This window comes from Rhizobium viscosum, from assembly GCF_014873945.1.
GTDB classification, from domain to species: Bacteria; Pseudomonadota; Alphaproteobacteria; order Rhizobiales; family Rhizobiaceae; genus Rhizobium; species Rhizobium viscosum.
In genome coordinates, this window is record NZ_JADBEC010000001.1 from 1,129,964 (window position 1) to 1,154,261 (window position 24,298).

Below are 24,298 nucleotides of genomic sequence, written 5' to 3' on the forward strand. Positions count from 1 at the left end.
CCAGTAACGGAAAGGCCGGATGGATGCCAGAGCCGAGACGGCCCGCCATGGAGCGGGCCGGCTTCAGGGTCAGACCTGGGCGATACCGCCGTCGACGAAGATCTCGGCGCCGGTGATGAAACTCGAATCTTCTGTCGCAAGGAAGAGAGCCGTTGCGGCGATTTCTTCCGGGCGGCCGACGCGACCCATCGGAACCTGCGACGCCATATAATCCAGCAAGCCTTGCTGCTGTGCCTTGTCCTGGCCCGCGAGTTCAACGAGGCCTGTCGTTTCTGTCGGACCAGGGCTCAGCGTGTTGATGCGGATGCCGCGGTCCTTCAGGTCGAGGATCCAGTTGCGGGAGAAGTTGCGGATCGCTGCCTTCGACGCGGCATAGACGCTGAAGGCCGGCGTGCCTGATGCCCCCGCCGTGGAACCGGTCAGGATGACAGAGGAACCATGCCCGAGCAGCGGCAGCGCCTTCTGCACCGTAAAGAGCACGCCCTTCACATTACGCCCGAAGGTATCGTCATACTGTTCTTCGGTGATGGCGCCGAGTGGAGCGAACGAACCGCCGCCGGCATTGACGAAGAGTACATCGATGCGGCCGGCTTCTGCCTTCACCTGTTCATAGAGGCGGTCGAGATCGGCAAGCTTTGCCGAGTCGGCCTGGACGCCGGTGACGTTGCCGCCGATTTCGGTAACGGCCGCATCAAGCATATCCTTTCTGCGACCGGTAATGAAGAGGCGCGCGCCTTCGGCTGCGAAACGCTTTGCGGTGGCCAGGCCGATGCCCGAGGTAGCGCCTGTGATAAGCGCGATCTTTCCATTCAGTCTGTTTGTCATTGTCGTCGTCTCCTGTTGTGTTCGACTGGATTGAAGATGTGGACGGGCCTTTCGTTTCTGAATAGAAAGAAATGAAAGATATCATTGCAGGAATGAAACGATGGGTTTTCCGGATTTCGAGGGTCTCGCCATGTTCGCAAAAGTGGCGGAGGAGCGTTCCTTCGCCCGCGCGGCCAAGACACTCGGGGTTTCCGTGCCGACGGCTTCGCGGGCGATCAGCCGGCTGGAGGACCGGCTCGGGGCGCGGCTCTTCAACCGCACCTCCCGGCAGCTGGCACTCACCGATTTCGGGCTGCGGCTCGTCGACCGCGCCCAGCGCATCTATGCCGAGGCGGAAGCGGCCGAGAATGCGGCGCGTGAACTTTCCAGCCAGCCGCGCGGGCTGATCCGCCTTGCCGTGCCGATGGTCTTCGGGCGGCAGTGGCTGGCGCCAATCCTGCCCGATTTCTTCGAACTCTACCCCGAAGTTTCGATCGACATGCATATGAGCGACGCCGTCGTCGATGTGGTTGGGGAAGGTTTCGATGCGGCGCTGCGCATCGCCGTCCTGCCCGATTCCTCGCTGGTGGCAAAGAGGCTGACGCCGGTCGCACCCTTCATTCTCGCGGCGCCCGCCTATCTCGAAAAATACGGCTGCCCGCGGCATCCCCGAGAACTCGCGGCGCATCATTGCCTCGGTTATGCCTACCGGCCGCGGCAGGATATCTGGCGTTTCAGCAACAAGGCAGGAGAAGAGGAAATCGTGGTGCCGACCGGGCCATTGCGCGCCACCAATTCGGAAGCCCTGATCCCCATGGCATTGCGTGGTCTCGGCATTGTCGAACTGCCGGAATTCATGGCTTACGAATATCTTGCCGACGGGCGCCTGAAAGCAATCCTCACCGACTGGACGCTGCCGAAAGGCGCCGTTTATTTCGTCACGCCATCGGCGCGTGCCCGGCCGGCAAAAGTGGAGGTGCTCGGCGATTTCCTTGCGGCAAGGCTCTCGCACCCTATCTGGCGCTGGCCGCGATAGGAATCAGCTCTCGCGCGATTGGTGAAGAAGCGCGCCGCGCACGATCAGGATGGCACAGACGGCAAGGCTGGCGAATTTCAACTTGGTCATCCACGGCAGGACCTGGGCAGCAAAGCCCGCGGCACCGCTGTCGCTGAAGGCAACGAGGCTCGAGATGTTTTCGCCGTAATCGGCAAAGCCGTAGAGGAAGGGCAGGATATAGGTGATCCGGCCCAGAAGACGCGGCGCCTGCTTGCCGCGCCATGTCTCGATCGGGCCTAGCCGCAGGAAGATCAGGAATAGAAGGGCTGTCAGCAGAGCCGGAAAGATGAGCTCCGGGCCGAGATACATGGCCCGGAGAATGCGGTTTGCCGTCTCGTTCTGATCGAGCAGCGTCTGCATGTGAAAGACGGCAGATACATCGTAACCGGAGAAATAGGTATCGAGCACCGCCTGGCCGGTCTCATGCTCGAAGGGCACGGTGTAGCCGAAGGTGGTCCAGCCGAGAACGACGAGGCAGAGGGCTGCGAGCAGCGCGATGATCCAGAGCGGAATTGCGCTGCCCGCTTTCATTGTCAGACGCCGACGCCCGGATAGTTCGGGCTTTCGCGGGTGATCGTCACATCATGCGGATGGCTTTCGCGCAGGCCGGCGCCGGAGATGCGCACGAAAGTAGCGCGGTCCTGGAACTCCTTGATGTCCTTGCCGCCGACATAACCCATGGCAGCCTTGAGACCACCTGCGAGCTGATGGAGGACGCCGGAGACCGGGCCCTTGTAGGGGACCTGGCCTTCGATGCCTTCGGGCACGAGCTTCAGCGTATCGCGCACTTCCGCCTGGAAGTAACGGTCTGCCGAGCCGCGCGCCATCGCGCCGACGGAACCCATGCCGCGATAGGCCTTGAAGGAGCGGCCCTGGTAAAGATAGACCTCGCCCGGGCTTTCATCGGTGCCGGCAAGCAACGAGCCAACCATGACGGCGGAAGCACCCGATGCGATTGCCTTGGCCACGTCGCCCGAGAACTTGATGCCGCCATCGGCAATGACAGGAATATCCTGATCCCTTGCAGCCTCGACTGCCGACATGATGGCGGCAAGCTGCGGGACGCCGACGCCGGCGACGATGCGCGTCGTGCAGATCGAACCCGGGCCGATACCGACCTTGACGGCGTCAGCACCGGCATCGATCAGCGCCTTGGTGCCATCATAGGTCGCGACATTGCCGGCCATGATGCGAACGGAGTTGGAAAGCTTCTTGACGCGGCCAACCGCTTCCAGAACGCGGGCGGAATGGCCGTGCGCCGTATCAACGACGAGCAGGTCGACGCCGGCATCGATCAGCCGCTCGGCACGCTCGAAACCATCGTCACCGACGCCGACGGCAGCAGCTGCCCGCAGGCGGCCTTGCGCATCCTTGGAGGCGTTCGGGTTCAGCTGCGCCTTCTCGATATCCTTGACGGTGATCAGACCGACGCAACGGCCCTCGCCATCAACGACCAGCAGCTTTTCGATGCGGTGGGAGTGCAGCAGGCGCTTGGCCTCCTGCTGGTCTACGCTTTCCTTGACCGTCACGAGATTTTCGCGGGTCATGAGTTCGTAGATTTTCTGCTTCGGGTCGGAGGCGAAACGGACGTCACGATTGGTGAGGATGCCGACGAGGCGGCCGGATTTTTCAACGACCGGAATGCCAGAGATGCCGTGCATCTTCATCAGCGCCAGCGCATCGGCAAGCGTTGCGTCCGGGCCGATCGTGACGGGATTGACGACCATTCCGCTTTCGAACTTCTTCACCTGACGAACCTGCTCGGCCTGCTCGACGGGGGTAAGGTTCTTGTGAATGACGCCAAGGCCGCCGGCCTGCGCCATCGCAATCGCCAGGCGGCCCTCGGTCACCGTATCCATCGCTGCTGATATGATCGGGATATTCAGCTCGAAGTCGGGCGCGAGGCGCGTTGCGACGCTCGTCTGGCCGGGGAGGACTTCGGAATGACCGGGTTGCAGCAGCACGTCATCGAAGGTGAGTGCGTCCAGTCCGGTTGGCGTTTCTATGATGCGAGCCATGGCCAAATTCCTTCAAGAAAGAAAAATGCAACCCACCCGGTACGAATCGTCCGCACCGGCGGTGTGCATGAGTTTATGGAAGTTGGCGAGGGCTGGTAACACGTCTATGACAGGAAGGAAATAGCAAAAGAGCCCGGCACGTGGCCGGGCTTGGCATGGGAGCCATGCAGATAAAGCGTACCGCATGTCGTTCTCGCAAAACCGCGACACACTTTTGCGCGACATGTTTTGTTTCACACATGCCGTTATCGCAAAACCGCTTCACACTTTTGCGCGACATGCTTGAGCTCAGATGTCGAACTGATAGGTCTTCGGCACGAAGCGATAACCGGTCTCCTGCGTCTCCACGAAACCGACCGCCGGGAACGGCATGTGATAGCCGAGGAAGGCGATCTTGTCGGTCGCGATCATGTCGAACACCTTCTTGCGGGTCGCTGCCGCCTGCGCCTTGTCCATGTCGAAGCGTACTTCCCAGTCCGGCCGCTGCAGCGACAGGATGTAATGGTTCGCCGTATCACCCGTCATGATCAGTCGCTTGCCCTCGGATTCGACGTGGAAGATCATGTGACCGGGCGTGTGGCCTGTCGCGAGCATGGCAGTCAGACCAGACGCGATGGTGTCGCCTTCCTTGACGAAGGTCGCCTTTTCGGCGAGCGGCACGACATTGGCGAGCACCGCCTTGTGGCCGCCTTCGGCAGGCGTGCCTTCCCGCGCCTTGTCCGACCAGAAATCATATTCGGCCTGGCCGATGACATAGCGGGCATTCTTGAAGGCCGGAGCACCACCTTCCATCAGACCACCAATATGGTCGCCGTGCAGGTGCGTCAGGGCTACGACGGTGACGTCGTCAGGCGAATAACCTGCCGCCTTCAGTCCGGCAATGAACTGGCCCAGGCCGCGTTCGCGGCCGGCTGCACCGAAGCCGGTATCGACGACGATGACATCGGAGCCCGTATCGACAACTGTTGGCGCATAGCTGTTTGCGAACTTGTCGATCGGCAAGAAATTGGCGGCGAGAAGCGCCTGGACGGTCTGCGGGTCCTGGTTGGAACCGAAGGTTTCATAGGGCCTTTCGAGCACGTTGAAACCGTCGCGGACGGCAGTGAATTTGATGGAGCCGAGCTTGAACTGATTGATCTGCGGCTGCGGGGTAACTTCCATATTGCCTGTTTCTCCAGTTGCGGCCGCATAGGCCGTTCTTCTCAGGATGACCGGCGCGGCGAGCAGACCGAGGCCTGCGGCAAAAAGGGTGCGGCGCTTTATTCCATGAAAAATCGTCATATATCCATCCTCGACACTGTGCGGTGTGTCCCCGCACGCCCCCGATATTCCAGCCGGATTTGATACAGGATTTCTGGCCCCGGCCGGGTAAGCATATGTCAATCTTGAGAGGCGAAAGTCTCGGGCAAGCCGTCTCACGCAGTCGTGATCCAAACGTGTAGCGGAAACCGATTGAGGGATTGGCACAGCCCATAACTGGGACTACACAGCACGGGCCTCCCAAGCCCCCTCCGCATCCATCAAGGCATTCGCCTATGAACCGCATCGTCCCGCTGATCCTTGCCGTTGCCCTCTTCATGGAACAGATGGACTCGACTGTGATCGCGACGGCCTTGCCGGCGATTGCGGCCGATCTGCATGTCGGACCGATCACGCTCAAACTGGCGCTGACCTCTTATATGGTGGCGCTTGCGGTGTTCATTCCGATCAGCGGCTGGATGGCGGATAGGTTCGGCGCAAAGAATATCTTCCGGCTGGCGATCTGTGTTTTCGTCGTCGGCTCCATCTTCTGCGCCTTCTCCTCCAATCTCATCGAATTTGTCTTTGCGCGCTTCCTGCAGGGCATGGGCGGCGCGATGATGACGCCTGTCGGGCGCCTCGTGCTGGTGCGGACGACGCAGAAGAGCGAACTGGTCTCAGCCATGGCGCTCTTGACGATCCCGGCCCTTGTCGGCCCGCTTGCCGGTCCGCCGCTCGGCGGCTTCATCACCACCTATTTCAGCTGGCACTGGATCTTCCTGATCAACGTGCCGGTCGGCGTCATCGGCGTTTGGCTCGCAACGATCTTCCTGCCGGAAATAGAGGCGACGGCGCCGCCGAAACTCGACTTCAACGGCTTCATCCTGACCAGCCTTGCGGCGGCAGGCGTCGTCTTCGGTCTCTCGGTCGTCAGCCTTCCGGCCCTGCCGCCGATCATCGGCGTCTCGGCCACGGCAATCGGCATCATCTGCGGCGTGCTCTATGTGCGCCACGCCAGGCGCTACCCAACGCCGATCCTCGACCTCAACCTGTTCAAGAATTCGACCTTCCGTGCATCGACGAGCGGCGGCACCTTGTTCCGCATCTGTGTCGGCGCCATGCCCTTTCTGACGCCGCTAATGCTGCAGCTCGGATTTGGCCTGACACCCTTTCAATCGGGCCTCATTACGTTTGCCGGCGCGATCGGCGCGATCACCACGAAGTTCATTGCGCGCCGCGTCTACAAGGCGATCGGCTTCCGCACCACGCTTCTGTGCGCCGGTGCGGTGACGACAGTCGTGACAGCCGTGACCGGCCTCTTCACGCCGGAAACGCCGCATCTCGTCATCATCGGCGTGCTGCTGCTCGGCGGCTTCTCCCGCTCCTTCATGTTCACCGGCGTCAATGCGCTGGCCTTTGCAGATATCGACGATGCGCAGGCAAGCCAGGCGACATCCATGGCCTCGGTGATGCAGCAGATCAGCCTGGCGCTCGGTGTTGCGCTTGCCGCCTCGATCCTGGAAACCTCGATCTATTTCCGCGGAGCCGAGCTGCAGGTCATCGATTTCCACATTGCCTTCTTCGTCATCGCCGGCCTGACCGTGATCGCAACCATTCCCTTTGCCCGCATGGCCAAGGACGCCGGGGCTTCCGTGTCCGGCCACCGCGCCAAGCGCGTGCCGCCGACGATCAACGCCGAGCAGGCTGTCAAATAAAGGGCGGTTCTTCGGCTTTCTCGCAGACAGCGCACAGCTTGTTGCCGTCGAGATCCCTGACATAGGCTGCGTAGAAATGTGCGTGATAGGAGCGCAAACCCGGCTCGCCTTCATCGACAGCGCCGGCAGCAAGCGCCGCTGCGTGAAAGGCATCGACTGCCGACCGCGTCTCCGCTTCGAAAGCCACCATGGAGCCGTTACCATTCGTCGCCCGGCGCCTGTTGAAAGGGGTTACGACCCAGAAGCGGCAGCGTGTGTCGCCATCGGCGGCATAGCCGATCTCCTCCTCCGAATGGCGCTGACGCCGGTAGCCGAGCACCGGCAGAACGGCATCATAGAAATGCCGGGCGCGATAAAGATCGTTGGTTCCGAGTGTAACGTAAAGAAGCATGGGATCGATGGTATCCAGTCCTGGGAAATCATCATCCGCAGGACTGGCGCAAAGATCAAGCGTCCTCGGGCTCCGACTCGGCCTTGCGGCCTTTGAAACCCTTCGCCAGGAGGAACATCTCGACCGATTCGGCACGAGATGAAGCAGGTTTGACGTGCACGACCTGGCGGAAATGCTGCTTCAGCATGGCGAGCAGATCCCGCTCGGTGCCGCCCTGGAAGGTTTTGGCCAGAAAATGCCCGCCCTCCCCCAGCACCTCGACGGCAAAATGCGCTGCGACCTCGCAGAGGTGCATAGTGCGCAGATGGTCGGTGCGGTGGTGGCCAGTCGTGGGGGCGGCCATATCCGAAATCACCAGATCGGGCGTGCCGCCGACGGCCTCCATCAGCTTCTCAGGAGCCGAGGGATCAAGGAAGTCCAGCTGGAGGATCTTGACGCCCGGAAGCTGGGCCATTTCCAGAAAGTCGATCGCGGCAACGCGGACATCCTCATCCGTCGATCCTGTCACCTTTGCGGCAATCTGCGACCAGCTGCCGGGGGCAGCACCGAGATCGATGATGCGCTTTGCGCCCTTCAGGATATGGTGCTTCTCATCGATCTCCAGCAGCTTGAAGGCTGCACGTGCACGATAGCCTTCGAGCTGGGCGCGCTGCACATAGGGATCGTTGATATGGCGCTGCAACCACTGGCGGGAGGAGGCCTTCAGCTTCTTTTTCTTGACGCGCTGGCCGAGCTTGCGGCCGATCGGTGCCTTGGTCATGCCTACCCCTTGTTTCCCCGCTGGCCGCGACGGTTGCGATGCCGCCGCCAGACGCCGTCATCGGCCATCATCTCGGTGAGAAGGCCTTCCCTCAACCCACGATCGGCAACACGCATGCGTGGGCTCGGCCAACGGCGGCGGATTGCTTCCAGAATGGCACAGCCCGCAAGTACCAGGTCGGCGCGATCCGGCCCGATGCAGGGATTGGCGGCGCGGCTTTCGAAATTCCAGGAGAGAAGCTTCGCCTGCATGGCGGAGACTTCATTATCCGACAGCCATATGCCATCGACCTTGCGGCGGTCGTAACGCGGCAGGTCGAGATGCACGCCGGCAAGCGTCGTCACCGTGCCCGAAGTGCCGATCAGATGGAAATCGCCGTCCTCGGTAAACTCGATCTCCGGGCAATCGAAATTCGACAGCATGCCCGCAACCTCGCTCACCATGCCCTCGAAAACATCGGGTGTCACATCGCGGCCGCCATGACGCTCCGAGAGGGTGACGACGCCGACGGGCAGCGAGGTCCAGTGGGTGATGTGATTGGCAAGGCGGGCGAAGCGGTTGTCGCCGATGCGGATGACGGCAATTTCCGAGGAACCGCCGCCGATATCGAAGAGGACGACGGAGCGTGCCTCGCGGCCGACCAGCGAGGAGCAGCCGGATACGGCAAGCCGCGCCTCGGTTTCGCGATCGATGATCTCGAGCTCCAGCCCGGTCTCGACCACGACGCGGTGCAGGAATTCCTCGCCGTTGGCCGCCTGGCGGCAGGCCTCGGTCGCAATCAGCCGCATGCGGCGGATCTCGCGGTTCCGGAGCTTGGAGGCGCAGATTCTGAGCGCATCGACCGCCCTCTCCATCGCCTCGTCGGACAGCCTGCCGCTGGCTGCAAGCCCTTCGCCGAGGCGCACGATACGGGAAAAGGCATCGACGACGCGAAACTGGCCGGGGCGCGTCGGCTGGGCGATCAGCAGGCGGCAATTGTTGGTGCCGAGATCGAGCGCGGCATAGAGTTCGTCCGGCCAGGGATGTTCGCGCACTGCCCGTTCATCTTCATGACCTGGCTGACGGCTCCTGCGATTTGCCGCTTCGGCATCCTGCAGCAAAGGGCGCGACGGCGCTTCAGCACGATGTTCGGTCCTTGCAGACGGCGGCGCCGGCACAGGAGCCAGCGGCCTGCCCTGCAGACCTCGCTTGCTGCGATGTTTGCGTCGGTTACGCCGGCTGGAGGGCGAATCACCATCGGGGCGCGGACCATGGCCGTGAGCGACGGCCTGAACCACAGGCGGCGACTGGATAGCAGTATCGGGCTGAGATGTGCCACGCCCGCCACGACGGCGGCGTTTCCGCTTGCGGGCCGGGCTTTCCGTGTCTTCCTTCGGGCGCGCTGCCTCGCCGGCATGGCCGGCAAGATCATGCGAAGCGGGATGAGCGGCGCTGCGGGATTGCCCGCCTCGCTTGCCCTTGCGGCGCCTGGACTTCTTGCCGTCCTTGCGCCCTGCCGCCGACGCCCCGTCAAATTGCGGCTTTGCGCCGCCTTCGGGGTCTTCCACGTTCGTTTTCCATCGCGCCGCGCAAGTCCAGAAAGGTATGCAGCAGGCGCTCATTCGATTTTTGCGTTGGCGCGACGATATCAGCGACCGGCGAAATCACCAAATTCTTTTTGATTCCGGATTTTAACCACCCGATTTTCACCCGCCGTAGAGGGATCGAATTTTTTCAAAACGGGTATTTGCATTCGGCGTCGTTTTGGTTATAAGCGCCGCACAGCAGCCAAGCCATGCTTCGGCAGCGCCTGCTGGGGAATAGTTCAATGGTAGAACGACGGACTCTGACTCCGTTAATCTTGGTTCGAGTCCAGGTTCCCCAGCCAATTCTCCCTAAAAGCCCTTAATTCCTTGATTTTTCAGTCGGGCCGGATACCGTTTTGGCATCTTGGCGACCTGCCCCTGCCCATCGACAGCGATTGGGGCGCGCCTGACATCAATCGTCGTGACGCGCTCGTAAAGGCTATTCGTCCTGATATCGGCGCCGAGATCATCCGCGAACCGCTGGGTGTCATCGGTGTCATACCCGAATTCGTAATAGCTGCCATTCGCCTGCAAATTTCGTAATCGCGATTACATAGTAAAATCACAGCCTTTACGACCACGATTACAAAATTACGAAAATTACGGCCTGTCTCAAACTCTCATGGGTATAGCCCACAGCCCCTGAAATACCGGCTGTCTCTCCACCTGAGTTCACCATTATCTGCGTAATTCCGTAATCGAAACAATAAATGCATGAAATCATTATAGAAATTCGATTACAAAATGTGTGTAAGCAATCGTAACCACCGTAAGCAATTCTGCCGGTCGGCGCAAAAGAAAACCGCCGGAAGGCTTGGCTCTCCGGGACCGTGCGCTCACACACTTCAGAAGACCCGTTCATCCTCTGCGGGCATGCTCGAACTCACTGCGACCATCCGCCCACTCGCCCAAGGCCTGCCGCCCACATTGCCGCACGAAGCCTCCTGCGCTTGCTGCGATCATCACCGCCGATCCAGAGGGCTGCGTGGTGAGATGAATCAGGGCTTCGACCTACCGCACGGTAGCAAAACCTCAACCTTCCGCCGGTAGAATCACCCCACGACTTGGAGACGGTTCGAGCCATGAAGACCTTTTCTGCCCTATTGCTGACAGCACTTCTTCTTCCGGCCGTGGCCCGGAGCGAGACGGCGCGGGGGAGCGAGACGGCCCCTGTCGAGACAGAATGGATGGGCGATGCCCGGCAGTGGTCGGTCGGGTTCGTCGGTGAGAAGCCGTCCTATTGCCGGCTGGTCTGGAACAACGAACTCGGCAAGACGGTCGAATTCCGCCAGAGCCTCGACAGCGTCATGTGGCTCGTTTCGAAGGATGGCTGGGACATTCCCGAGGGCACCACGACCAAGGTGACGCTCGTCGGATATTCCGGCACCAAGGCTGTTGCGGCCGAAGCCTTCGACAGCAAGACGCTTCGCATCCTGCCGGCAACCGAGAAGACGGGCGTGGCGCAGATCAAGAAGATGCTCAAGAATTCCTTTGTCGGCACGCCGGATATGGAGCTGGATTTTGCCGGAAATGAAGGACCTTGGGTGGTGCCCCTGTCGCGGCTGCAACAGATGTATACGACCTACATCAACTGCCTGAACCGCCTCGTCCCGGCCAATCAGGCCAGCCAGGTTTCGGACAAGACACAGCCGTTCTGAAGCGTGTCGCGATCTTTTAGATCGCTGCTACGCTTTAGCTCTTTGTTTTACGCACGTCGTTATCGCAAAACCGCTGAACACTTTTGCGCGATATGCTTTCGGTGCCCGCTTTCTGCGTCGCCACGCCGCAGCAGCGCGCCACAAATTCGGCCTGCGCCACAATGATCCTCACGGCCGTGCCGCTGCACTTGGTTCGTGCGGACAGTTGGATTGGTGTTCTTCCCATCTCAGGAGGCCCTTATGCAAAGGCTTCATATCGCAATTCTCGTGAGTGCCGCGGCAATCGCAGCCGCCGCGCTTACCGGCCCGGCTGTGGCCGAGAGCTTCGCCCACAAATCAACCGATACCCATGTGCTCGTCGTGCGATTACCCGATGGTTCGCTCGAACGCATTCGTTACGCCGGCGACCGACCGCCGCAAATCCGGTTCGACAATCAGCCGGATTCGGGCTTTTTCGATCCGTTCTGGCCTTCCGCTCCTTTCGCCGATCTGGACCTGATATCCGCGGCGATGGACCGCGAGGCTGCTGCGATGATGCAACAGGCCGACAGCATGATGCAGGCATCGCCGGGCAATCTGACTGATGTCGGCCTCAACAGGCTGCCGGCCGGCATGCAGGGCTATTCGATGGTTTCGACCATGTCCGGCAACGGCGTCTGCACCCGCAGCGTCCGTTACTTCAGCAGCGCTGACGGCAAGCCGCATGTCGAGAGCAGCACGTCCGGGAATTGCTCACCCGCAACGGCGGTGGGCGCGCCGTTGCCAGCCAAGGCGCCGCCGAGGCGAGCCCTGAAGCCGAAAACCTCCGGTGTCATCGAGGTCAACGCCCGGCCGCCGGCAACGGATGGCAGCGTATCACAGGCAAATCTTTGGCTTGCGAGCGCGGTGAACTGATGGATTACAGCCCCGTATCGTCAGTTTGCAGTCAGACGGAAATCTTGCTCCTGACAGCATCGGCGATCTCGGTCATGCGGTCGACAGGTGCATGGCCAATGAGCATGAAAGCGTGGGTGGCGTTCGCCCAATAGACGACATTCATGCCCTTGCGGCCTTCGATATCGGGGGCCTTGGGGCCGCCGTCGGAGGTGACGATGCAGAGCGCCATGGGACCGGTTTCGGGATCCAGATAGGCGATCTGGGCAAGCGGCTTGCCATCATATTGCAGGATCTGGGCGCGCTTGAAATCGATATCCGGCAGGGCAACCTGTTCCGGCGAGAGTTGCAGGCCGAGGTTTCCGTCAAGACTGGCGAGCTGCGCTGCCTGCACATCTCTGGGCGGAACGGGACCGGCGAGCGTTTCCGGCGTATAGAGCGAGATATATTCGGCAACGACGGCGCGCCATTCGCTGTTTTCATCCTTGCCCGAGAGCCTCGCCCCGACACCGATCATGGCGCGGTCGACGGCGATGCCGGCAACGACCGAAGCAGCAAGCGCGCCGAGAAAGCCGCGACGGCTCACGAAGGCAGCCGGTCTTGCGGGCTGGGCGGCGGGAATGGCCGACAGCATGGCTTCGAGCTTTGCCCGCGGAGCGGCATCGAGCAGCGGCGCGAAGGCTTGCCTGTAGGACAGGCTTGCACGCGCCAGGAATTCCAGCCGTTCGGCGACAGCCTCGTCGGCATCGATCATAGCCTCGATGCGGGCAGCCTCTTCGGCGCTCACTTCACCATCGATAAAAGCGGTCAGTTCCTCGTCGGAGGGCATTCTGTGCTTCGTGCTCATTCAAATCCCCCTGCCGATACGGTTTCGGAGAGCTTCGCGCGGGCGGCTGCCAGCCGGCTCATCACGGTGCCGATCGGGACATCCATGACGGAGGCGACCTCGCGATAGGAAAGCCCTTCCACATAGGCGAGGAAAACCGCCGATCGCTGCGCGTCGGGCAGCGCATTCACCTGTTTCAAGACCTGGTTCGCCATGACATGCGTTTCGGTGTCGCGGGCGCCATCGAAACTCAGCGTCTCGTCGGCATCGACGAAGCCTTGTCCCTGGCGGACGCGGCGGGCACGGATCTCATTCAGCCAGATCGAATGCAGGATCGAAAACAGCCAGCGGTCAAGCCGCGTGCCTGCTATAAACTGATCAGCCCGCTCCAGCGCGCGAACACAGGTCGCCTGTACGAGATCGTCGGCCACATCACGCTGGTGCGAAAGAACGAGGCCATAGCGCCACAGACGGGCGAGGTGTTCCGTCAGGCCGCTCCTGATATCTGCTTCGCTCGCGATGGCCGCCTCCGCGCGTATTGGCTGTTTCGGAACCGCCGGCCGGGCCGGCGATTCAGTTCTGGCGCGACTATAGGCAGGAAATGTGGTGTGCGCGACCGACATCCGGAAATACCCTTCAATCAACCCTATCTCTCCTTGCCTCACGCAGGTGTGCAGCTTTGTTTCACGCAATTCCGGACGCAAAACCGCTGCACACTTTTGCTGGAATTGCTTTAGATCTTCGACGGATCGAGGATGGCAGCGTTGAGATCCTGATATTCCTCGCAGCCGGTGCCGCAGATCGCCTTGATGGTGGTCAGCTGCTCCTTGGCGAGGTCGAGCTCGCCCTTGATGACATAGGCTTCGCCGAGATATTCGCGGACCTTGGCATATTGCGGATCGAGCTTCACCGACTGCAGATAGTAGGAGATGCCCTCATCCGTGCGGCCGAGCTTGCGGGTGGCGTAACCGCGATAGTTCAGCCATTCGGCATTGTTCTTGTCCTGGACCGTGTCGAGCATGGCGAGCGCTTCTTCATAGCGGCCGGCCTTGGCGAGCGAGTAAGCGTAATCGGTACGGTTTTCGTCCGTCACGTTGGCGCTCTGCTGCTTGACGCATTTCTTTGCCTTCTTGTCGTAGATCTCGCCCTTCTTGCAGACCGGCATGGTGCTGCTGTCGTCGCCGATCGCGAAGACGGGACCGGAGAAGACAGAAGCGGCAATGCAGCTGCCGAGCACGAGGGAAGCGATGCGGAAGGTCTTTGTCGTCATGGGATAACTCCTCGGAAAATGACGTTGCGAGGAGTGAACACCGCTGCCGGCTGCTTTATTCGGCCGTCTTCAGAATTTTTCCGATCACTGCTTCGTGAATAGCGGCATGTCGAATAAACTCCCCAGCCAACGTGTTTTCCCCTGGTTCCGCCGGGAACGACAAGGAGAATATTGTGTTGCAATCCGTCAGACTCTTAAGTCTCGTCACCGCAGTGCCAGACCATATCATCCCCCAGAGCCAGGCTGCCGAGGCCTCGGCCCGGCTGTTTGCCGACCGCTTCAAGGAGTTCCGCCACCTCGCGCGCGTCTTCGAGAATGCCGGCATCCAAAAGCGTCATGCCGCCCGCCCCCTCTCCTGGTTCGAAGAAACGCATGGCTGGCAGGACAGGATGGAGGCCTATGAAGAGGTCGCCGGTGCGCTGTTCGTTGCAACGGCAAAGCGCGCGCTTGATCAGGCCGGGCTGACTGTCGATCAGGTCGATTGCGTGGTAACGGTCTCCTCCACCGGTATTACCACGCCCAGCCTCGATGCGCGGCTCGCCGGCCGGCTCGGGTTTCGCGCGGATATCGAGCGTGTACCCGTCTTCGGTCTCGGCTGCGCTGCCGGCGTTTCCGGTTTCGGCATCGCCTCGCGGCTGGCGCGCAGCCGCCCGGGTGCCGTGGTACTCTTCGTCGCCATAGAGCTTTGCACACTCGCCTTCCGTCTGGACGAGCTGACGAAGCCGAACATCATCGCCACCGCCCTCTTCGGCGATGGGGCTGCAGCCTGCGTGCTGCGATCAGGCGAAGGCGGTATGGCAGAGGTGGAATCGGCCGGTGATCACCTGTTTCCCGATACGCTCGATATCATGGGCTGGAAGATCGACGATACCGGGCTCGGCATCCTGCTGGCGCAGGGACTACCGCCCTTTGCAGAGAAGGAACTCGGCCCGGCAATCGATGGCATCCTGGCGCGCAGCGGGCTAAAGCGCGGCGATATCGACCGCTTCATCTGTCACCCCGGCGGCACCAAGGTGCTGACGGCAATGGAAAGCGCGCTTTCCATGGAGACCGATGCGCTCGACATCGAGCGGTCGGTGCTTGCAGATTACGGCAATATGTCCTCGCCGACGGTGCTCTTCGTTCTGGAGCGCGCTATCAGCAGAGGCCTGCCTGACCGGGCGGCGATGATCGCCATGGGGCCGGGCTTTACGGCAAGCTGCGTGACATTGCGGAGGGTCGCATGATGTGGCCTTCCATCGCACTGCTGACCTTCGTGACCGCCCAGCGGCTCTCGGAACTGGTTATCGCGCGCCGCAACACGATGGCGCTCTTTGCAAGGGGCGCGCGCGAGATCGCGCCCGATCATTACCCCTATATGGTGGCGCTCCATACGGGCTGGCTCGTCGGGCTCTGGATGCTGGCGACGGGACAGCAGATCCAGCTCTTCTGGTTCTGTGTTTTCATGCTGCTGCAAGTGCTGCGACTATGGGTGCTGGCGACGCTGGGGGGACGCTGGACGACCCGTATCATCATCCTGCCCGGTGCGCCGCTCGTCGAAGGCGGCCCCTACCGCTTCTTCAAACATCCGAACTATATGATCGTCATCGGCGAGATCGCCGCCCTGCCCCTTGCCTTCGGCATGCCGCTTTATGCGCTCGTCTTTTCGCTCCTCAATGCGGCCGTCCTGACTGTTCGCATCAGGGCCGAAAATGCCGCACTCAAAAGCGCAATGATTTTGAAATGAAATGCGATTTTTCGTTTGCGCCGCAGCATTGAGATGGGCATTTTAGGCTCTAAAACACAGCGGAATGCAGGGGAAAATGACGAAAAACGCAATCGTGCTCGGCGCCGGCATCGTCGGGGTTTCGACGGCCATTCATCTTCAACGCCGCGGCTGGCAGGTTACACTCATCGACCGCAAGGAGCCGGGTAACGAAACCTCCTTCGGCAATGCCGGCCTGATCCAGCGCGAAGGCGTCATGCCCTACGGTTTTCCCCAGCAGCTCAGCCTGCTGCTGCGCTATGCGCTGAACAACCGCATCGATGCGCATTATCACCTGAAGGCGCTGCCGAGCCAGCTTGCCTTCCTCGCTCGCTACTGGTGGAACTCCAATCCGAAACGGCACGAAATGATCACCAAGGCCTATGCGCCGCTGATCGAGAATTCGATCACCGAGCACAAGGACCTGATCGAGGCGTCACATGCCGAGGCTCTGATCCGCAGGGATGGCTGGATGAAAATCTTCCGCACCGAGGCCAAGCGTGACGAGGCCTTTGAGGAAGCTGCCCTCTGGAAGGATCAGTTCGGCGTCAGCTATGAGAGCCTGAATTCGGCCGATATCGCTCGACTGGAGCCGAATATCACGGGCAATTTTGTCGGGGGCCTTCGCTGGATCGACCCCTGGTCGGTGCTCGATCCGCATGCGCTGACGCGTGCCTACCGCACCTATTTCGAAAGCCTCGGCGGCCGGTTCGTGACCGGGGATGCAGCCTCGCTCGGGCAGGCCGGCTCAGGCTGGAAGATCATGACGGCGGAAGGCTCGCTGGAGGCCGACGATGCCGTGATGGCGCTCGGCCCCTGGGCAGCGGTTGCGACGCGCCGTCTCGGCTATTCCTTCCCGCTTGGCGTCAAGCGCGGCTATCACATGCATTACGGGGTGCAGGGCAATGCAGTGCTCAACAACTGGACGCTCGATTCCGAGCGCGGCTATTTCCTGGCGCCGATGAACCGGGGCGTGCGGCTGACGACCGGTGCCGAGTTCGCGACACTGGATGCGCCGAAGACGCCGGTGCAGCTAGACCGGGCCGAAGCGGTGGCGCGAACGATATTTCCATTGGGTGAGAGACTGGATCCGGAACCATGGATGGGTGCGCGGCCCTGCACGCCTGACATGATGCCCATCATCGGCAAGGCGCCGCGCCATCAAGGCCTGTGGTTTGCCTTCGGCCATGCCCATCACGGGCTGACACTCGGGCCGGTGACGGGACGCGTGCTGGCGGAACTGATGAGCGGCGAAACGCCGTTCATCAATATCTCGGCCTATTCGCCCAGCCGGTTCAACCCTTAGAGCCTTTCCTGGCTAGATTGCAGCATTCTGCCGGAGCAGGTTTTCGTCAGGGCAAAGGCGATTGGCGAAGGGCATACCCCTTGGTACGTCCGAGCCGATCGCCTTTGATATGGCGGAAAGATGCCCGGCCCTAGCTGGTTTGCAAGCAAACCACCGGGGTTGGCTGAAACGGGCCGCCTGATCGACCGGCCGGCTTGGCCGTAGATCTGGCTACGACGCGCGCCAGCCGGTCGACCATCCGACTCCGTTTGAGCCAACAGAATGCTGTAATCTAGCCAGGAAAGGCTCTAACACCGAGAGCGGCGAGAGCTTTCAGGGCTTTCGACGCGATATCGTCGATTGTGTCGTCGATATCGACGGTGACGACACCGGGCTCGCCGGTCGGCACTTCCAGCGTCTGCAGCTGGCTTTCCAAGAGCGAGGTCGGCATGAAATGCCCCTTGCGGTGACCCATGCGCTCGGTCAGCAGTTCTTTCGAACCTTCGAGATAGACGAAATAGAGGTCGCCGCCGGCAGCGGTTCGCAGGCGATCGCGGTAGCTGCGCTTCAGCGCCGAGCAGGAGACGATGATGCCCTCGCCTTTTGTAAGCGACGCCTTCATCTCCTTGCCGATCCGGTCGAGCCAGGGCACGCGGTCCTCATCGGAGAGCGGAATGCCCCTCGACATTTTCTCGACATTGGCGGCGGGATGCAGCGCATCGCCTTCGACGAACGGCAGGCCGAGGCCTGCCGCTATCTTTTCGCCGATCGAAGATTTGCCGGAACCGCTGACGCCCATGACGATGATTGCATGGAGAGTTCCGTTATTTTCGGTCATCGCTCATCTCGGTCATCGTTGCAGCGTGAGATATCTACGGCCCGACTAGGCCGCAGAGACGGCAGCGGCCTTGCGTGCAAGACGTGCCTTGATCGTATCGACATCCGCCCGCGGCGTCGCTGCAAACAGGGTCTTTGTATAGTTGTGCTGCGGATCGTTGAAAACCTGCTCCCGTGTGCCGTATTCGACTGCCTCGCCGAAATACATCACCATGACGTCGTCTGCCATGTAGCGAACGACCGAAAGGTCGTGGCTGATGAAGACGTAGGTCAGGTTCAGTTCGTCCTGCAGGTCGGCGAGCAGGTTGAGCACCTGCGCCTGCACCGACAGGTCGAGTGCGGAGACCGGCTCGTCGAGAACCAGAAGCCGCGGCTTCAGCATCAGTGCGCGGGCGATGGCGATACGCTGGCGCTGGCCGCCCGAGAACATGTGCGGAAAGCGGTTGAAGTGAACGTCCTGCAGGCCGACCTTCTTCAGCATCGCCATTGCCAGGTCGCGCCGCTCAGCAACCGGCGTGTTGGTGTTGATGATCAGCGGTTCCATCAGGATGTCGCCGATCTTCTTGCGCGGGTTCAGCGATCCGTAGGGATTCTGGAAGACGATCTGGACCTTGCGGCGGATTTCCGGCGTGAGGTCACCCTGGAAGATATCGACCCTCTTGCCATCGATGAAAAGCTCGCCTGCCGTGGCAGGGTCGATCATCGTTATGATGCGCGCAAGCGTGGACTTGCCGCAGCCGCTTTCGCCGACGATCGCCAGCGTCTTGCCCTCTTCCACGCTGAAGCTCACGCCCTTGACGGCATGGACGGTTCGCGCCTTCTTGAACATGCCGCCCGGCAGGTAATAGTCGCGGACGATGTTCTTTCCTTCGAGAACTGGCGTCATCAGGCCGCTCCCTCCACAGTCTTGTTCGGATTGAAAAGCTCGCCGATGGTCGGCAGCCGGTCGCCCGTCGCGTTTTCCGGAAGCGCTGCGAGCAGTGCCCGCGTGTAATCGCTCTTCGGCGTTTCGAAGAGCGACAGCACGTCGGCCTCTTCCATCTTGCGGCCCTTGTACTGAACGATCACCCGGTCGGCCGTTTCAGCGACCACGCCCATATTGTGAGTGATCATGATCAGGCCCATGCGATGTTCGGTCTGCAGGCGCATCAGGAGATCGAGGATCTGCTTCTGGATGGTCACGTCGAGTGCGGTCGTCGGCTCGTCGGCGATCAGGAGCTTCGGGTTGCAGGCAATCGCGATAGCGATCATGACGCGCTGGCACTGACCGCCCGACATCTGATGCGGGAAGTGGCCGAGCCGCTCGGCAGGATCGGGAATGCCGACCGCCTGGAAAAGCTCGATCGCGCGCTTGCGCCGCGCCGCCTTGTCGAGACCGAGGTGAATTCTCAGCACCTCTTCGATCTGGAAGCCCACGGTGAAGCAGGGATTGAGGCTCGCGATCGGCTCCTGGAAGATCATCGACATATCCTTGCCGATGATTTCGCGCCGCTTGGCGCCGGACATGCCGAGCAGGTTCTGGCCGTCAAAGACCATCTTGTCGGCCGTCACCTTTGCCGTCCAGGGCAGAAGGCCCATGGCAGCGAGCATCGAGACCGATTTGCCGGAGCCGGATTCGCCGACGATCGCCAGAACCTCACCCGCGTCGACCTTCAGCGAAACGCCATCGACGGCACGGAAAGGACCGGTCGAAGTCTGAAATTCGACGACGAGATTTTCAATTTCGAGAAGCGCCATCTCAGGACCTCTTCATCTTGGGGTCGAGCGCATCACGCAGGCCGTCGCCCATCAGGTTGATGGCGAGAACGGTGATGAGAATCGCAAGACCCGGAAATGTAACAACCCACCAGGCGCGCGATATGAACTCGCGGGATTCCGCAAGCATCGTGCCCCATTCAGGTGTCGGCGGCTGAGCGCCCATGCCGAGGAAGCCGAGGGCGGCTGCATCGAGGATAGCGGCGGAGAAGGCAAGGGTTGCCTGGACGATCAGCGGTCCGAGGCAGTTCGGCAGGATCGTCTTGAACATCAGCCGGAAGGTGCCGGCGCCGGCGACGCGGGAGGCCACGACATATTCCTTTTCACGCTCGCCCATTACGGCGGCGCGTGTCAGGCGCACGAAATGCGGCTGGTTGACGATCGAGATCGCAATCATGGCATTGAGCAGGCCGGGACCGAGCACCGCGACGAGCACGAGGGCCAGAAGCAGCGACGGGAAGGCCAGGATGATATCCATGAGGCGCATGATGACGATATCGACGCGGCCACGGAAATAGCCGGCAACGAGGCCGATCAGCACGCCCGCGACCACCGACAGCGTGACGACCACGACACCGATGAACAGCGAAAACCGTGCGCCGAAGATCAGGCGCGAAAGGATATCGCGACCGACGGCATCCGTTCCGAGCGGATAGGAGAAGCTGCCGCCATCCATCCAGAAGGGGACGGACAGGAGAAGCTGGCGGTTCTGCTCGGTCGGCGCATGCGGCGAGACGAGCGGTGCGAAGATCGCCATCAGAAGGATGACGAGGAAAACGAAGAGACCGATGACGGCGCCCTTGTTTCGCGAGAAATAGTACCAGAATTCCGTAAGGGCGGAGGGCTGGTCGGATTTTGCAGTAGCCGTGCTCATGGACCGCTCCTAGTGCCTGATACGCGGATTGATGAAGCCGTAGGTCAGGTCAACGATCAGGTTCACCAGCATGATAATGCCGGCGATCAGGAGAAGACCGCCCTGAACGACTGCATAGTCGCGCTTGAAGACCGCATCGACCATCCACTTGCCGATGCCCGGCCAGGAGAAGATCGTTTCGGTCAGGATGGCGCCCGCCAACAGCACGCCGACCTGCAGGCCGATCGTGGTGATAACAGGGATCATGGCGTTTCTGAGCGCATGAATACCGACGACACGCAGCGGCGCCAGACCCTTGGAGCGGGCCGTGCGCACATAATCCTCGCCCAGCACTTCGAGCATCGCCGAGCGTGTCTGGCGGGCGATAACTGCAAGCGGGATGGTGGCAAGCACCACGGTCGGCAGAATGAGATAGCTGACGGCCGATGAGAATGCGCCCTTCTGGCCGGAGAGAAGACTGTCGATCAGCATGAAGCCGGTGACGGGTTTGAAGAAATACATCAGCGAGATGCGGCCGGAAACCGGCGTCCAGCCGAGATAGCCGGAGAAGAAGATGATGAGCAGCAGACCCCACCAGAAGATCGGCATCGAATAGCCGATGAGGGCAACGCCCATCACACTCTGGTCGAACCACGTCCCGCGCTTGACGGCGGCGAAGACGCCGGCCGGTACGCCGAGAAGGATGGCCACCAGGATGGCGCAGAGCGAAAGCTCAAGCGTGGCCGGGAAAAGCGTGAAGAATTCGCCGAGAACCGGGCGTTTGGTGACGATCGAGGTGCCGAGATCGCCATGCAGCACTTTTCCGAGATAATCGAAATACTGCACATACATGGGCCGGTCAAAACCGAGATCGTGCATGATCTGCGCGTGGCGTTCGGGTGCCATGGTTCGTTCGCCCGACAACAACATGACGGGGTCGCCGGGAAGCAGGCGGATGAACGAGAAGGCAATGAGCGAAACGCCGAGGAAGGTCGGTATCAGGACTGCGAGGCGCCCGATGAGAAATCGCAACATAGCAAGGTTGTCCAATAGTTTCCGGCGGTCAGGTGGATGCCTGACCGCCGGTCAAGCCCGGTTTTAGCCGGGCAGTTTATCATTTTTCTTATTCGGCGATATCAACGCCGTCGAAGCGGTGGATGCCGAGCGGATCCATATGGAAGCCCGATACCTTCTTGCTCACGGGAACGAAGACCAGCGAGTGGTCGAGCGGAGCCCAGGGAGCTTCCTTCTTGAAGATTTCCTGTGCTTCTTCGTAGAACTTCGTGCGGGCAGCAACGTCAGCCGTTTCCTTGGCCTTCGTCATCAGTGCGTCGTAGTCCTTGTTGCACCACTGAGCGCGGTTGTTACCGCCGACAGCGTCGCAGCCGAGCAGCGTATCCATGAAGTTATCAGGGTCGCCGTTGTCGCCAGTCCAGCCGATGATGACGGCGCCATCGCGCTTCACGTCGGAGGAGAGCTTCAGGTATTCGGCCCATTCATGGGTGACGATCTCGACGTTGACGCCGACCTTGGCAAAGTCTGCCTGCATCAGTTCGGCAGCGCGGCGAGCGTTCAGCATGTACGGGCGGGAAACCGGCATTGCCCAGATCTTCATCGACAGATCCTTCACGCCAGCGGCTTCGAGAGCCTTCTTGGCGCCTTCCGGATCGTACTTGTCGTCTTCGACCTTGTCGTTATACGACCACATGGTCGGCGGGATCGGGTTCTTGGCAACCTGGGCAGCGCCCTGGAAAACGGCGTCGATGATCGCCTGCTTGTTGATCGCCATGTTCAGCGCGCGGCGAACTTCCGGCTTGTCGAACGGAGCCTGCTGGGTGTTGTAGGCGAGGAAGCCGACGTTCAGGCCCGGCTGTTCCATAACAGTCAGGTTCGTGTCCTTCTTCAGCTCGGCAACGTCAGCAGCGTTCGGATAGGGGATCAGGTGGCATTCGCCTGCCTTCAGCTTCTGGGCGCGGACGGCGGCGTCCGGAGTGATCGCGAAAACGAGATCGTCGATCTTTTCCTTGCCCTTGAAGTAGCTTTCGTTGGCCTTGTAGCGGATGACGGCATCCGGCTGGTAGGCGACGAAGGTGAAGGCGCCCGTACCGACCGGCTGCTGGTTGAGCTGGGCCATCTTGCCGTCGGCAGCCAGCTTGTCGGCATATTCCTTGGAAACGATGGATGCGAAGTCCATGGCGAGGTCGGCCAGGAACGGTGCTTCCGGATGGTTGAGGGTGAACTTGACCGTCAGGTCGTCAACCTTTTCGACCGACTTGATGAGATCCGGGAAGCCCATGCCGGCGGCGTATTCGTAGGAACCGCCTTCGACATACTTGTTCCACGGATTGTCGGACTTGATCTGGCGCTCGAAGGAGAAGACGACATCGTCGGCGGTCAGATCACGCGACGGGGTGAAGAAGTCGGTCGTCTGGAACTTCACGCCGGGATGCAGCTTGAAGGTATATTCCTTGCCGTCGGGGGAAACCGTCCAGCTGTCGGCGACGCCGGGCTCGATCTCCGTACCGCCATGCTTGAATTCAACGAGGCGGCTGTAAACCGCACGCGAAGAAGCATCGAAGGTGGTGCCCGCAGTGTAGAGACTCGGATCGAAGCCTTCCGGCGATCCTTCGGAGCAATAGACAAGCGTCTTGGAGTACGCGGCGGTAGCCATGACCGAAGCCAGGGCTGTCGCTGCGAGCAGGACAGAGAACTTTTTCATGATGTCGTTTCCCAGGTTTGTTCTTTTTTGATCTTTGGAGATCGGGCGCTCATTACCGCGATCTGCGGGCCGATGGAACGATATTTATTTGCTGAAAGCAACGGCATCCGCAGAAAATTTTTCCAGAAAAGTAATTTTAGAAATTTTCGGTCAAAAATAGGCCAAAATTCGCAAGATTGAGGCAGATTTAATCCGATTCCCGTCGCATTTGGTATAATTTCGCGTCGCGAAACGGCTTTGAAAACGGTTTCAGATCGCTCTGATATATCAACAGTCCGTGAACCACCAATGAAAAACCACGGCCATCGAAAATGACCGTGGTTCATGATGGTATCAGATTGTTCCGCTCTCAGGCGGCCGGCGCCGGAACGGCAGGCTTGCGATAATCCTGGTCGCCGGTAAGGCCGAGCAGGAAGTTGATCTGCGGCCGCGCCTTGACCAGATCGTCGATCGAATATTCGGTCAGCACGTCGAAGAAGGCATTCAGTGCCTTGCGCAGCGCCGAATTCAGGCCGCAACTATCGACCAACGGGCACTCGATCGCGCCGTCTTCAAAACATTCCGCCATGGCAAAGCTGTCTTCGGTGACCCTTACCACGTCAAAAAGGCTGATATCGGTCGCCGGCTTGCCAAGGCGCACACCGCCGTTGCGGCCGCGCACGGTCTCGACAAGGCCTGCCTTGTTGAGGGGCTGCAGAATCTTGAAAAGGAAGAGCTCGGAAACACCGTATGCTCTGGCAATCTCCGGAATCCGGCTCAAATGTCCTTCATTGGCTGCACAATACATCAACATGCGAACCGCATAGTTGGTCTGCTTCGTCAACCGCATGCCGATCTCCTGAATCGTTTGTGAACCGTATATAGTGGCTTTCGCAGTTTTGAACAATTCCAAAATATGAAATTCACATTCACGTTTCCCGCGACTGCTC

The 24,298-nt window shown here is 60.6% G+C and carries 26 protein-coding genes and 1 tRNA gene; 9 read left to right on the forward strand and 18 right to left on the reverse strand.

Annotated features, from left to right (window positions below; translation table 11 throughout):
• Positions 1–69: 69 nt before the first annotated feature.
• Complete coding sequence (locus H4W29_RS05705; protein ID WP_192728064.1) at positions 70–825, reverse strand: SDR family oxidoreductase; 756 nt, start codon at positions 823–825, stop codon at positions 70–72.
• 100 nt (positions 826–925) lie between these two features.
• On the opposite strand from H4W29_RS05705, the gene H4W29_RS05710 reads away from it, so the two are divergent.
• On the forward strand, positions 926–1,840 hold the full coding sequence (locus H4W29_RS05710) for a LysR family transcriptional regulator (protein ID WP_192728065.1): 915 nt from the start codon (positions 926–928) through the stop codon (positions 1,838–1,840).
• A 3-nt stretch (positions 1,841–1,843) separates the two neighbouring features.
• Here the strand turns inward: H4W29_RS05710 and H4W29_RS05715 are convergent, their stop codons facing one another.
• The 3 genes from H4W29_RS05715 to H4W29_RS05725 form a co-directional block, all read right to left on the reverse strand.
• On the reverse strand, positions 1,844–2,392 hold the full coding sequence (locus tag H4W29_RS05715; protein WP_192728066.1) for a hypothetical protein: 549 nt from the start codon (positions 2,390–2,392) through the stop codon (positions 1,844–1,846).
• Between the two features lie 2 nt (positions 2,393–2,394).
• Positions 2,395–3,879 (reverse strand): IMP dehydrogenase, encoded by a 1,485-nt coding sequence (gene guaB, locus H4W29_RS05720; protein ID WP_192728067.1) that lies wholly within the window; start codon positions 3,877–3,879, stop codon positions 2,395–2,397.
• Positions 3,880–4,167: 288 nt separating this feature from the next.
• A complete protein-coding gene (locus tag H4W29_RS05725; RefSeq protein ID WP_192728068.1) occupies positions 4,168–5,160 on the reverse strand; it encodes an MBL fold metallo-hydrolase in 993 nt (330 codons plus the stop codon).
• A 254-nt stretch (positions 5,161–5,414) separates the two neighbouring features.
• Between H4W29_RS05725 and H4W29_RS05730 the strand changes: the two genes are divergently transcribed.
• A complete protein-coding gene (locus tag H4W29_RS05730) occupies positions 5,415–6,833 on the forward strand; it encodes a DHA2 family efflux MFS transporter permease subunit (RefSeq protein ID WP_192728069.1) in 1,419 nt (472 codons plus the stop codon).
• On the opposite strand, the gene H4W29_RS05735 is transcribed toward H4W29_RS05730, so the two are convergent.
• From H4W29_RS05735 to H4W29_RS05745, 3 genes are read right to left on the reverse strand one after another with little or no spacing between them, the layout of a single operon-like run.
• Positions 6,826–7,224, reverse strand: a complete 399-nt coding sequence (locus H4W29_RS05735; protein ID WP_192728070.1) for a VOC family protein — start codon at positions 7,222–7,224, stop codon at positions 6,826–6,828. The genes H4W29_RS05730 and H4W29_RS05735 overlap by 8 nt on opposite strands.
• 55 nt (positions 7,225–7,279) lie before the next feature.
• On the reverse strand, positions 7,280–7,984 hold the full coding sequence (locus tag H4W29_RS05740; RefSeq protein WP_192728071.1) for an RlmE family RNA methyltransferase: 705 nt from the start codon (positions 7,982–7,984) through the stop codon (positions 7,280–7,282).
• A 2-nt stretch (positions 7,985–7,986) separates the two neighbouring features.
• On the reverse strand, positions 7,987–9,531 hold the full coding sequence (locus tag H4W29_RS05745; RefSeq protein ID WP_192728072.1) for a Ppx/GppA phosphatase family protein: 1,545 nt from the start codon (positions 9,529–9,531) through the stop codon (positions 7,987–7,989).
• 246 nt (positions 9,532–9,777) lie between these two features.
• Between H4W29_RS05745 and H4W29_RS05750 the strand changes: the two genes are divergently transcribed.
• The 4 genes from H4W29_RS05750 (at position 9,778) to H4W29_RS05765 (ending at position 12,101) form a co-directional block, all read left to right on the forward strand.
• Positions 9,778–9,851: transfer RNA gene (locus H4W29_RS05750), tRNA-Gln, on the forward strand.
• Positions 9,852–9,876: 25 nt separating this feature from the next.
• Complete coding sequence (locus tag H4W29_RS05755) at positions 9,877–10,092, forward strand: hypothetical protein (RefSeq protein WP_192728073.1); 216 nt, start codon at positions 9,877–9,879, stop codon at positions 10,090–10,092.
• Between the two features lie 539 nt (positions 10,093–10,631).
• A complete protein-coding gene (locus tag H4W29_RS05760; RefSeq protein WP_192728074.1) occupies positions 10,632–11,207 on the forward strand; it encodes a hypothetical protein in 576 nt (191 codons plus the stop codon).
• A gap of 240 nt (positions 11,208–11,447) precedes the next feature.
• Complete coding sequence (locus H4W29_RS05765) at positions 11,448–12,101, forward strand: hypothetical protein (protein ID WP_192728075.1); 654 nt, start codon at positions 11,448–11,450, stop codon at positions 12,099–12,101.
• A gap of 31 nt (positions 12,102–12,132) precedes the next feature.
• Here the strand turns inward: H4W29_RS05765 and H4W29_RS05770 are convergent, their stop codons facing one another.
• The 3 genes from H4W29_RS05770 to H4W29_RS05780 all read right to left on the reverse strand — a co-directional run bounded on the left by H4W29_RS05770 (position 12,133) and on the right by H4W29_RS05780 (position 14,176).
• Positions 12,133–12,927, reverse strand: coding sequence for an anti-sigma factor family protein (locus H4W29_RS05770; RefSeq protein ID WP_192728076.1), 795 nt, complete (start codon positions 12,925–12,927; stop codon positions 12,133–12,135).
• Positions 12,924–13,529, reverse strand: coding sequence for an RNA polymerase sigma factor (locus H4W29_RS05775; protein ID WP_192728077.1), 606 nt, complete (start codon positions 13,527–13,529; stop codon positions 12,924–12,926). Before H4W29_RS05775 ends, H4W29_RS05770 begins: the two co-directional genes overlap by 4 nt.
• 110 nt (positions 13,530–13,639) lie before the next feature.
• Complete coding sequence (locus tag H4W29_RS05780) at positions 13,640–14,176, reverse strand: tetratricopeptide repeat protein (RefSeq protein WP_192728078.1); 537 nt, start codon at positions 14,174–14,176, stop codon at positions 13,640–13,642.
• Between the two features lie 173 nt (positions 14,177–14,349).
• Between H4W29_RS05780 and H4W29_RS05785 the strand changes: the two genes are divergently transcribed.
• The 3 genes from H4W29_RS05785 to H4W29_RS05795 all read left to right on the forward strand — a co-directional run bounded on the left by H4W29_RS05785 (position 14,350) and on the right by H4W29_RS05795 (position 17,226).
• Complete coding sequence (locus H4W29_RS05785; protein WP_192728079.1) at positions 14,350–15,402, forward strand: type III polyketide synthase; 1,053 nt, start codon at positions 14,350–14,352, stop codon at positions 15,400–15,402.
• Positions 15,399–15,902, forward strand: a complete 504-nt coding sequence (locus tag H4W29_RS05790; RefSeq protein WP_192728080.1) for an isoprenylcysteine carboxyl methyltransferase family protein — start codon at positions 15,399–15,401, stop codon at positions 15,900–15,902. The genes H4W29_RS05785 and H4W29_RS05790 overlap by 4 nt, the downstream gene beginning before the upstream one ends.
• A gap of 76 nt (positions 15,903–15,978) precedes the next feature.
• Positions 15,979–17,226 carry an NAD(P)/FAD-dependent oxidoreductase gene (locus H4W29_RS05795; protein WP_192728081.1) on the forward strand — a complete coding sequence of 416 codons (1,248 nt, stop codon included), beginning with the start codon at positions 15,979–15,981 and terminating at the stop codon, positions 17,224–17,226.
• Positions 17,227–17,497: 271 nt separating this feature from the next.
• On the opposite strand, the gene H4W29_RS05800 is transcribed toward H4W29_RS05795, so the two are convergent.
• From H4W29_RS05800 to rirA, 8 genes are all read right to left on the reverse strand, one after another.
• Entirely contained in the window at positions 17,498–18,043 is a 546-nt protein-coding gene (locus H4W29_RS05800) for a gluconokinase (RefSeq protein WP_192728082.1), read from the reverse strand.
• Positions 18,044–18,088: 45 nt separating this feature from the next.
• A complete protein-coding gene (locus H4W29_RS05805; RefSeq protein ID WP_192728083.1) occupies positions 18,089–18,928 on the reverse strand; it encodes a dipeptide ABC transporter ATP-binding protein in 840 nt (279 codons plus the stop codon).
• A complete protein-coding gene (locus H4W29_RS05810) occupies positions 18,928–19,779 on the reverse strand; it encodes an ABC transporter ATP-binding protein (RefSeq protein ID WP_192728084.1) in 852 nt (283 codons plus the stop codon). The genes H4W29_RS05805 and H4W29_RS05810 overlap by 1 nt, the downstream gene beginning before the upstream one ends.
• A gap of 1 nt (position 19,780) precedes the next feature.
• The gene (locus tag H4W29_RS05815) at positions 19,781–20,671 is read right to left on the reverse strand and encodes an ABC transporter permease subunit (RefSeq protein ID WP_192728085.1); all 891 of its coding nucleotides are present in this window, start codon (positions 20,669–20,671) and stop codon (positions 19,781–19,783) included.
• A 9-nt stretch (positions 20,672–20,680) separates the two neighbouring features.
• Positions 20,681–21,685, reverse strand: a complete 1,005-nt coding sequence (locus H4W29_RS05820; protein WP_192728086.1) for an ABC transporter permease subunit — start codon at positions 21,683–21,685, stop codon at positions 20,681–20,683.
• 88 nt (positions 21,686–21,773) lie between these two features.
• Complete coding sequence (locus tag H4W29_RS05825; protein ID WP_192728087.1) at positions 21,774–23,369, reverse strand: ABC transporter substrate-binding protein; 1,596 nt, start codon at positions 23,367–23,369, stop codon at positions 21,774–21,776.
• Complete coding sequence (locus H4W29_RS05830) at positions 23,366–23,695, reverse strand: hypothetical protein (RefSeq protein ID WP_192728088.1); 330 nt, start codon at positions 23,693–23,695, stop codon at positions 23,366–23,368. Before H4W29_RS05830 ends, H4W29_RS05825 begins: the two co-directional genes overlap by 4 nt.
• Before the next feature lie 23 nt (positions 23,696–23,718).
• Entirely contained in the window at positions 23,719–24,198 is a 480-nt protein-coding gene (rirA, locus tag H4W29_RS05835) for an iron-responsive transcriptional regulator RirA (protein WP_192728089.1), read from the reverse strand.
• Between the last annotated feature and the right edge of the window lie 100 nt (positions 24,199–24,298).

Coding starts and splice junctions, on each gene's coding strand:
- H4W29_RS05705 (WP_192728064.1), bottom strand. CDS start 825: ATGACAAACAGACTGAATGGAAAGATCGCGCTTATCACAGGCGCTACC.
- H4W29_RS05710 (WP_192728065.1), top strand. CDS start 926: ATGGGTTTTCCGGATTTCGAGGGTCTCGCCATGTTCGCAAAAGTGGCG.
- H4W29_RS05715 (WP_192728066.1), bottom strand. CDS start 2,392: ATGAAAGCGGGCAGCGCAATTCCGCTCTGGATCATCGCGCTGCTCGCA.
- guaB (WP_192728067.1), bottom strand. CDS start 3,879: ATGGCTCGCATCATAGAAACGCCAACCGGACTGGACGCACTCACCTTC.
- H4W29_RS05725 (WP_192728068.1), bottom strand. CDS start 5,160: ATGACGATTTTTCATGGAATAAAGCGCCGCACCCTTTTTGCCGCAGGC.
- H4W29_RS05730 (WP_192728069.1), top strand. CDS start 5,415: ATGAACCGCATCGTCCCGCTGATCCTTGCCGTTGCCCTCTTCATGGAA.
- H4W29_RS05735 (WP_192728070.1), bottom strand. CDS start 7,224: ATGCTTCTTTACGTTACACTCGGAACCAACGATCTTTATCGCGCCCGG.
- H4W29_RS05740 (WP_192728071.1), bottom strand. CDS start 7,984: ATGACCAAGGCACCGATCGGCCGCAAGCTCGGCCAGCGCGTCAAGAAA.
- H4W29_RS05760 (WP_192728074.1), top strand. CDS start 10,632: ATGAAGACCTTTTCTGCCCTATTGCTGACAGCACTTCTTCTTCCGGCC.
- H4W29_RS05765 (WP_192728075.1), top strand. CDS start 11,448: ATGCAAAGGCTTCATATCGCAATTCTCGTGAGTGCCGCGGCAATCGCA.
- H4W29_RS05770 (WP_192728076.1), bottom strand. CDS start 12,927: ATGAGCACGAAGCACAGAATGCCCTCCGACGAGGAACTGACCGCTTTT.
- H4W29_RS05775 (WP_192728077.1), bottom strand. CDS start 13,529: ATGTCGGTCGCGCACACCACATTTCCTGCCTATAGTCGCGCCAGAACT.
- H4W29_RS05780 (WP_192728078.1), bottom strand. CDS start 14,176: ATGACGACAAAGACCTTCCGCATCGCTTCCCTCGTGCTCGGCAGCTGC.
- H4W29_RS05790 (WP_192728080.1), top strand. CDS start 15,399: ATGATGTGGCCTTCCATCGCACTGCTGACCTTCGTGACCGCCCAGCGG.
- H4W29_RS05795 (WP_192728081.1), top strand. CDS start 15,979: ATGACGAAAAACGCAATCGTGCTCGGCGCCGGCATCGTCGGGGTTTCG.
- H4W29_RS05800 (WP_192728082.1), bottom strand. CDS start 18,043: ATGACCGAAAATAACGGAACTCTCCATGCAATCATCGTCATGGGCGTC.
- H4W29_RS05805 (WP_192728083.1), bottom strand. CDS start 18,928: ATGACGCCAGTTCTCGAAGGAAAGAACATCGTCCGCGACTATTACCTG.
- H4W29_RS05810 (WP_192728084.1), bottom strand. CDS start 19,779: ATGGCGCTTCTCGAAATTGAAAATCTCGTCGTCGAATTTCAGACTTCG.
- H4W29_RS05815 (WP_192728085.1), bottom strand. CDS start 20,671: ATGAGCACGGCTACTGCAAAATCCGACCAGCCCTCCGCCCTTACGGAA.
- H4W29_RS05820 (WP_192728086.1), bottom strand. CDS start 21,685: ATGTTGCGATTTCTCATCGGGCGCCTCGCAGTCCTGATACCGACCTTC.
- H4W29_RS05825 (WP_192728087.1), bottom strand. CDS start 23,369: ATGAAAAAGTTCTCTGTCCTGCTCGCAGCGACAGCCCTGGCTTCGGTC.
- H4W29_RS05830 (WP_192728088.1), bottom strand. CDS start 23,695: ATGAACCACGGTCATTTTCGATGGCCGTGGTTTTTCATTGGTGGTTCA.
- rirA (WP_192728089.1), bottom strand. CDS start 24,198: ATGCGGTTGACGAAGCAGACCAACTATGCGGTTCGCATGTTGATGTAT.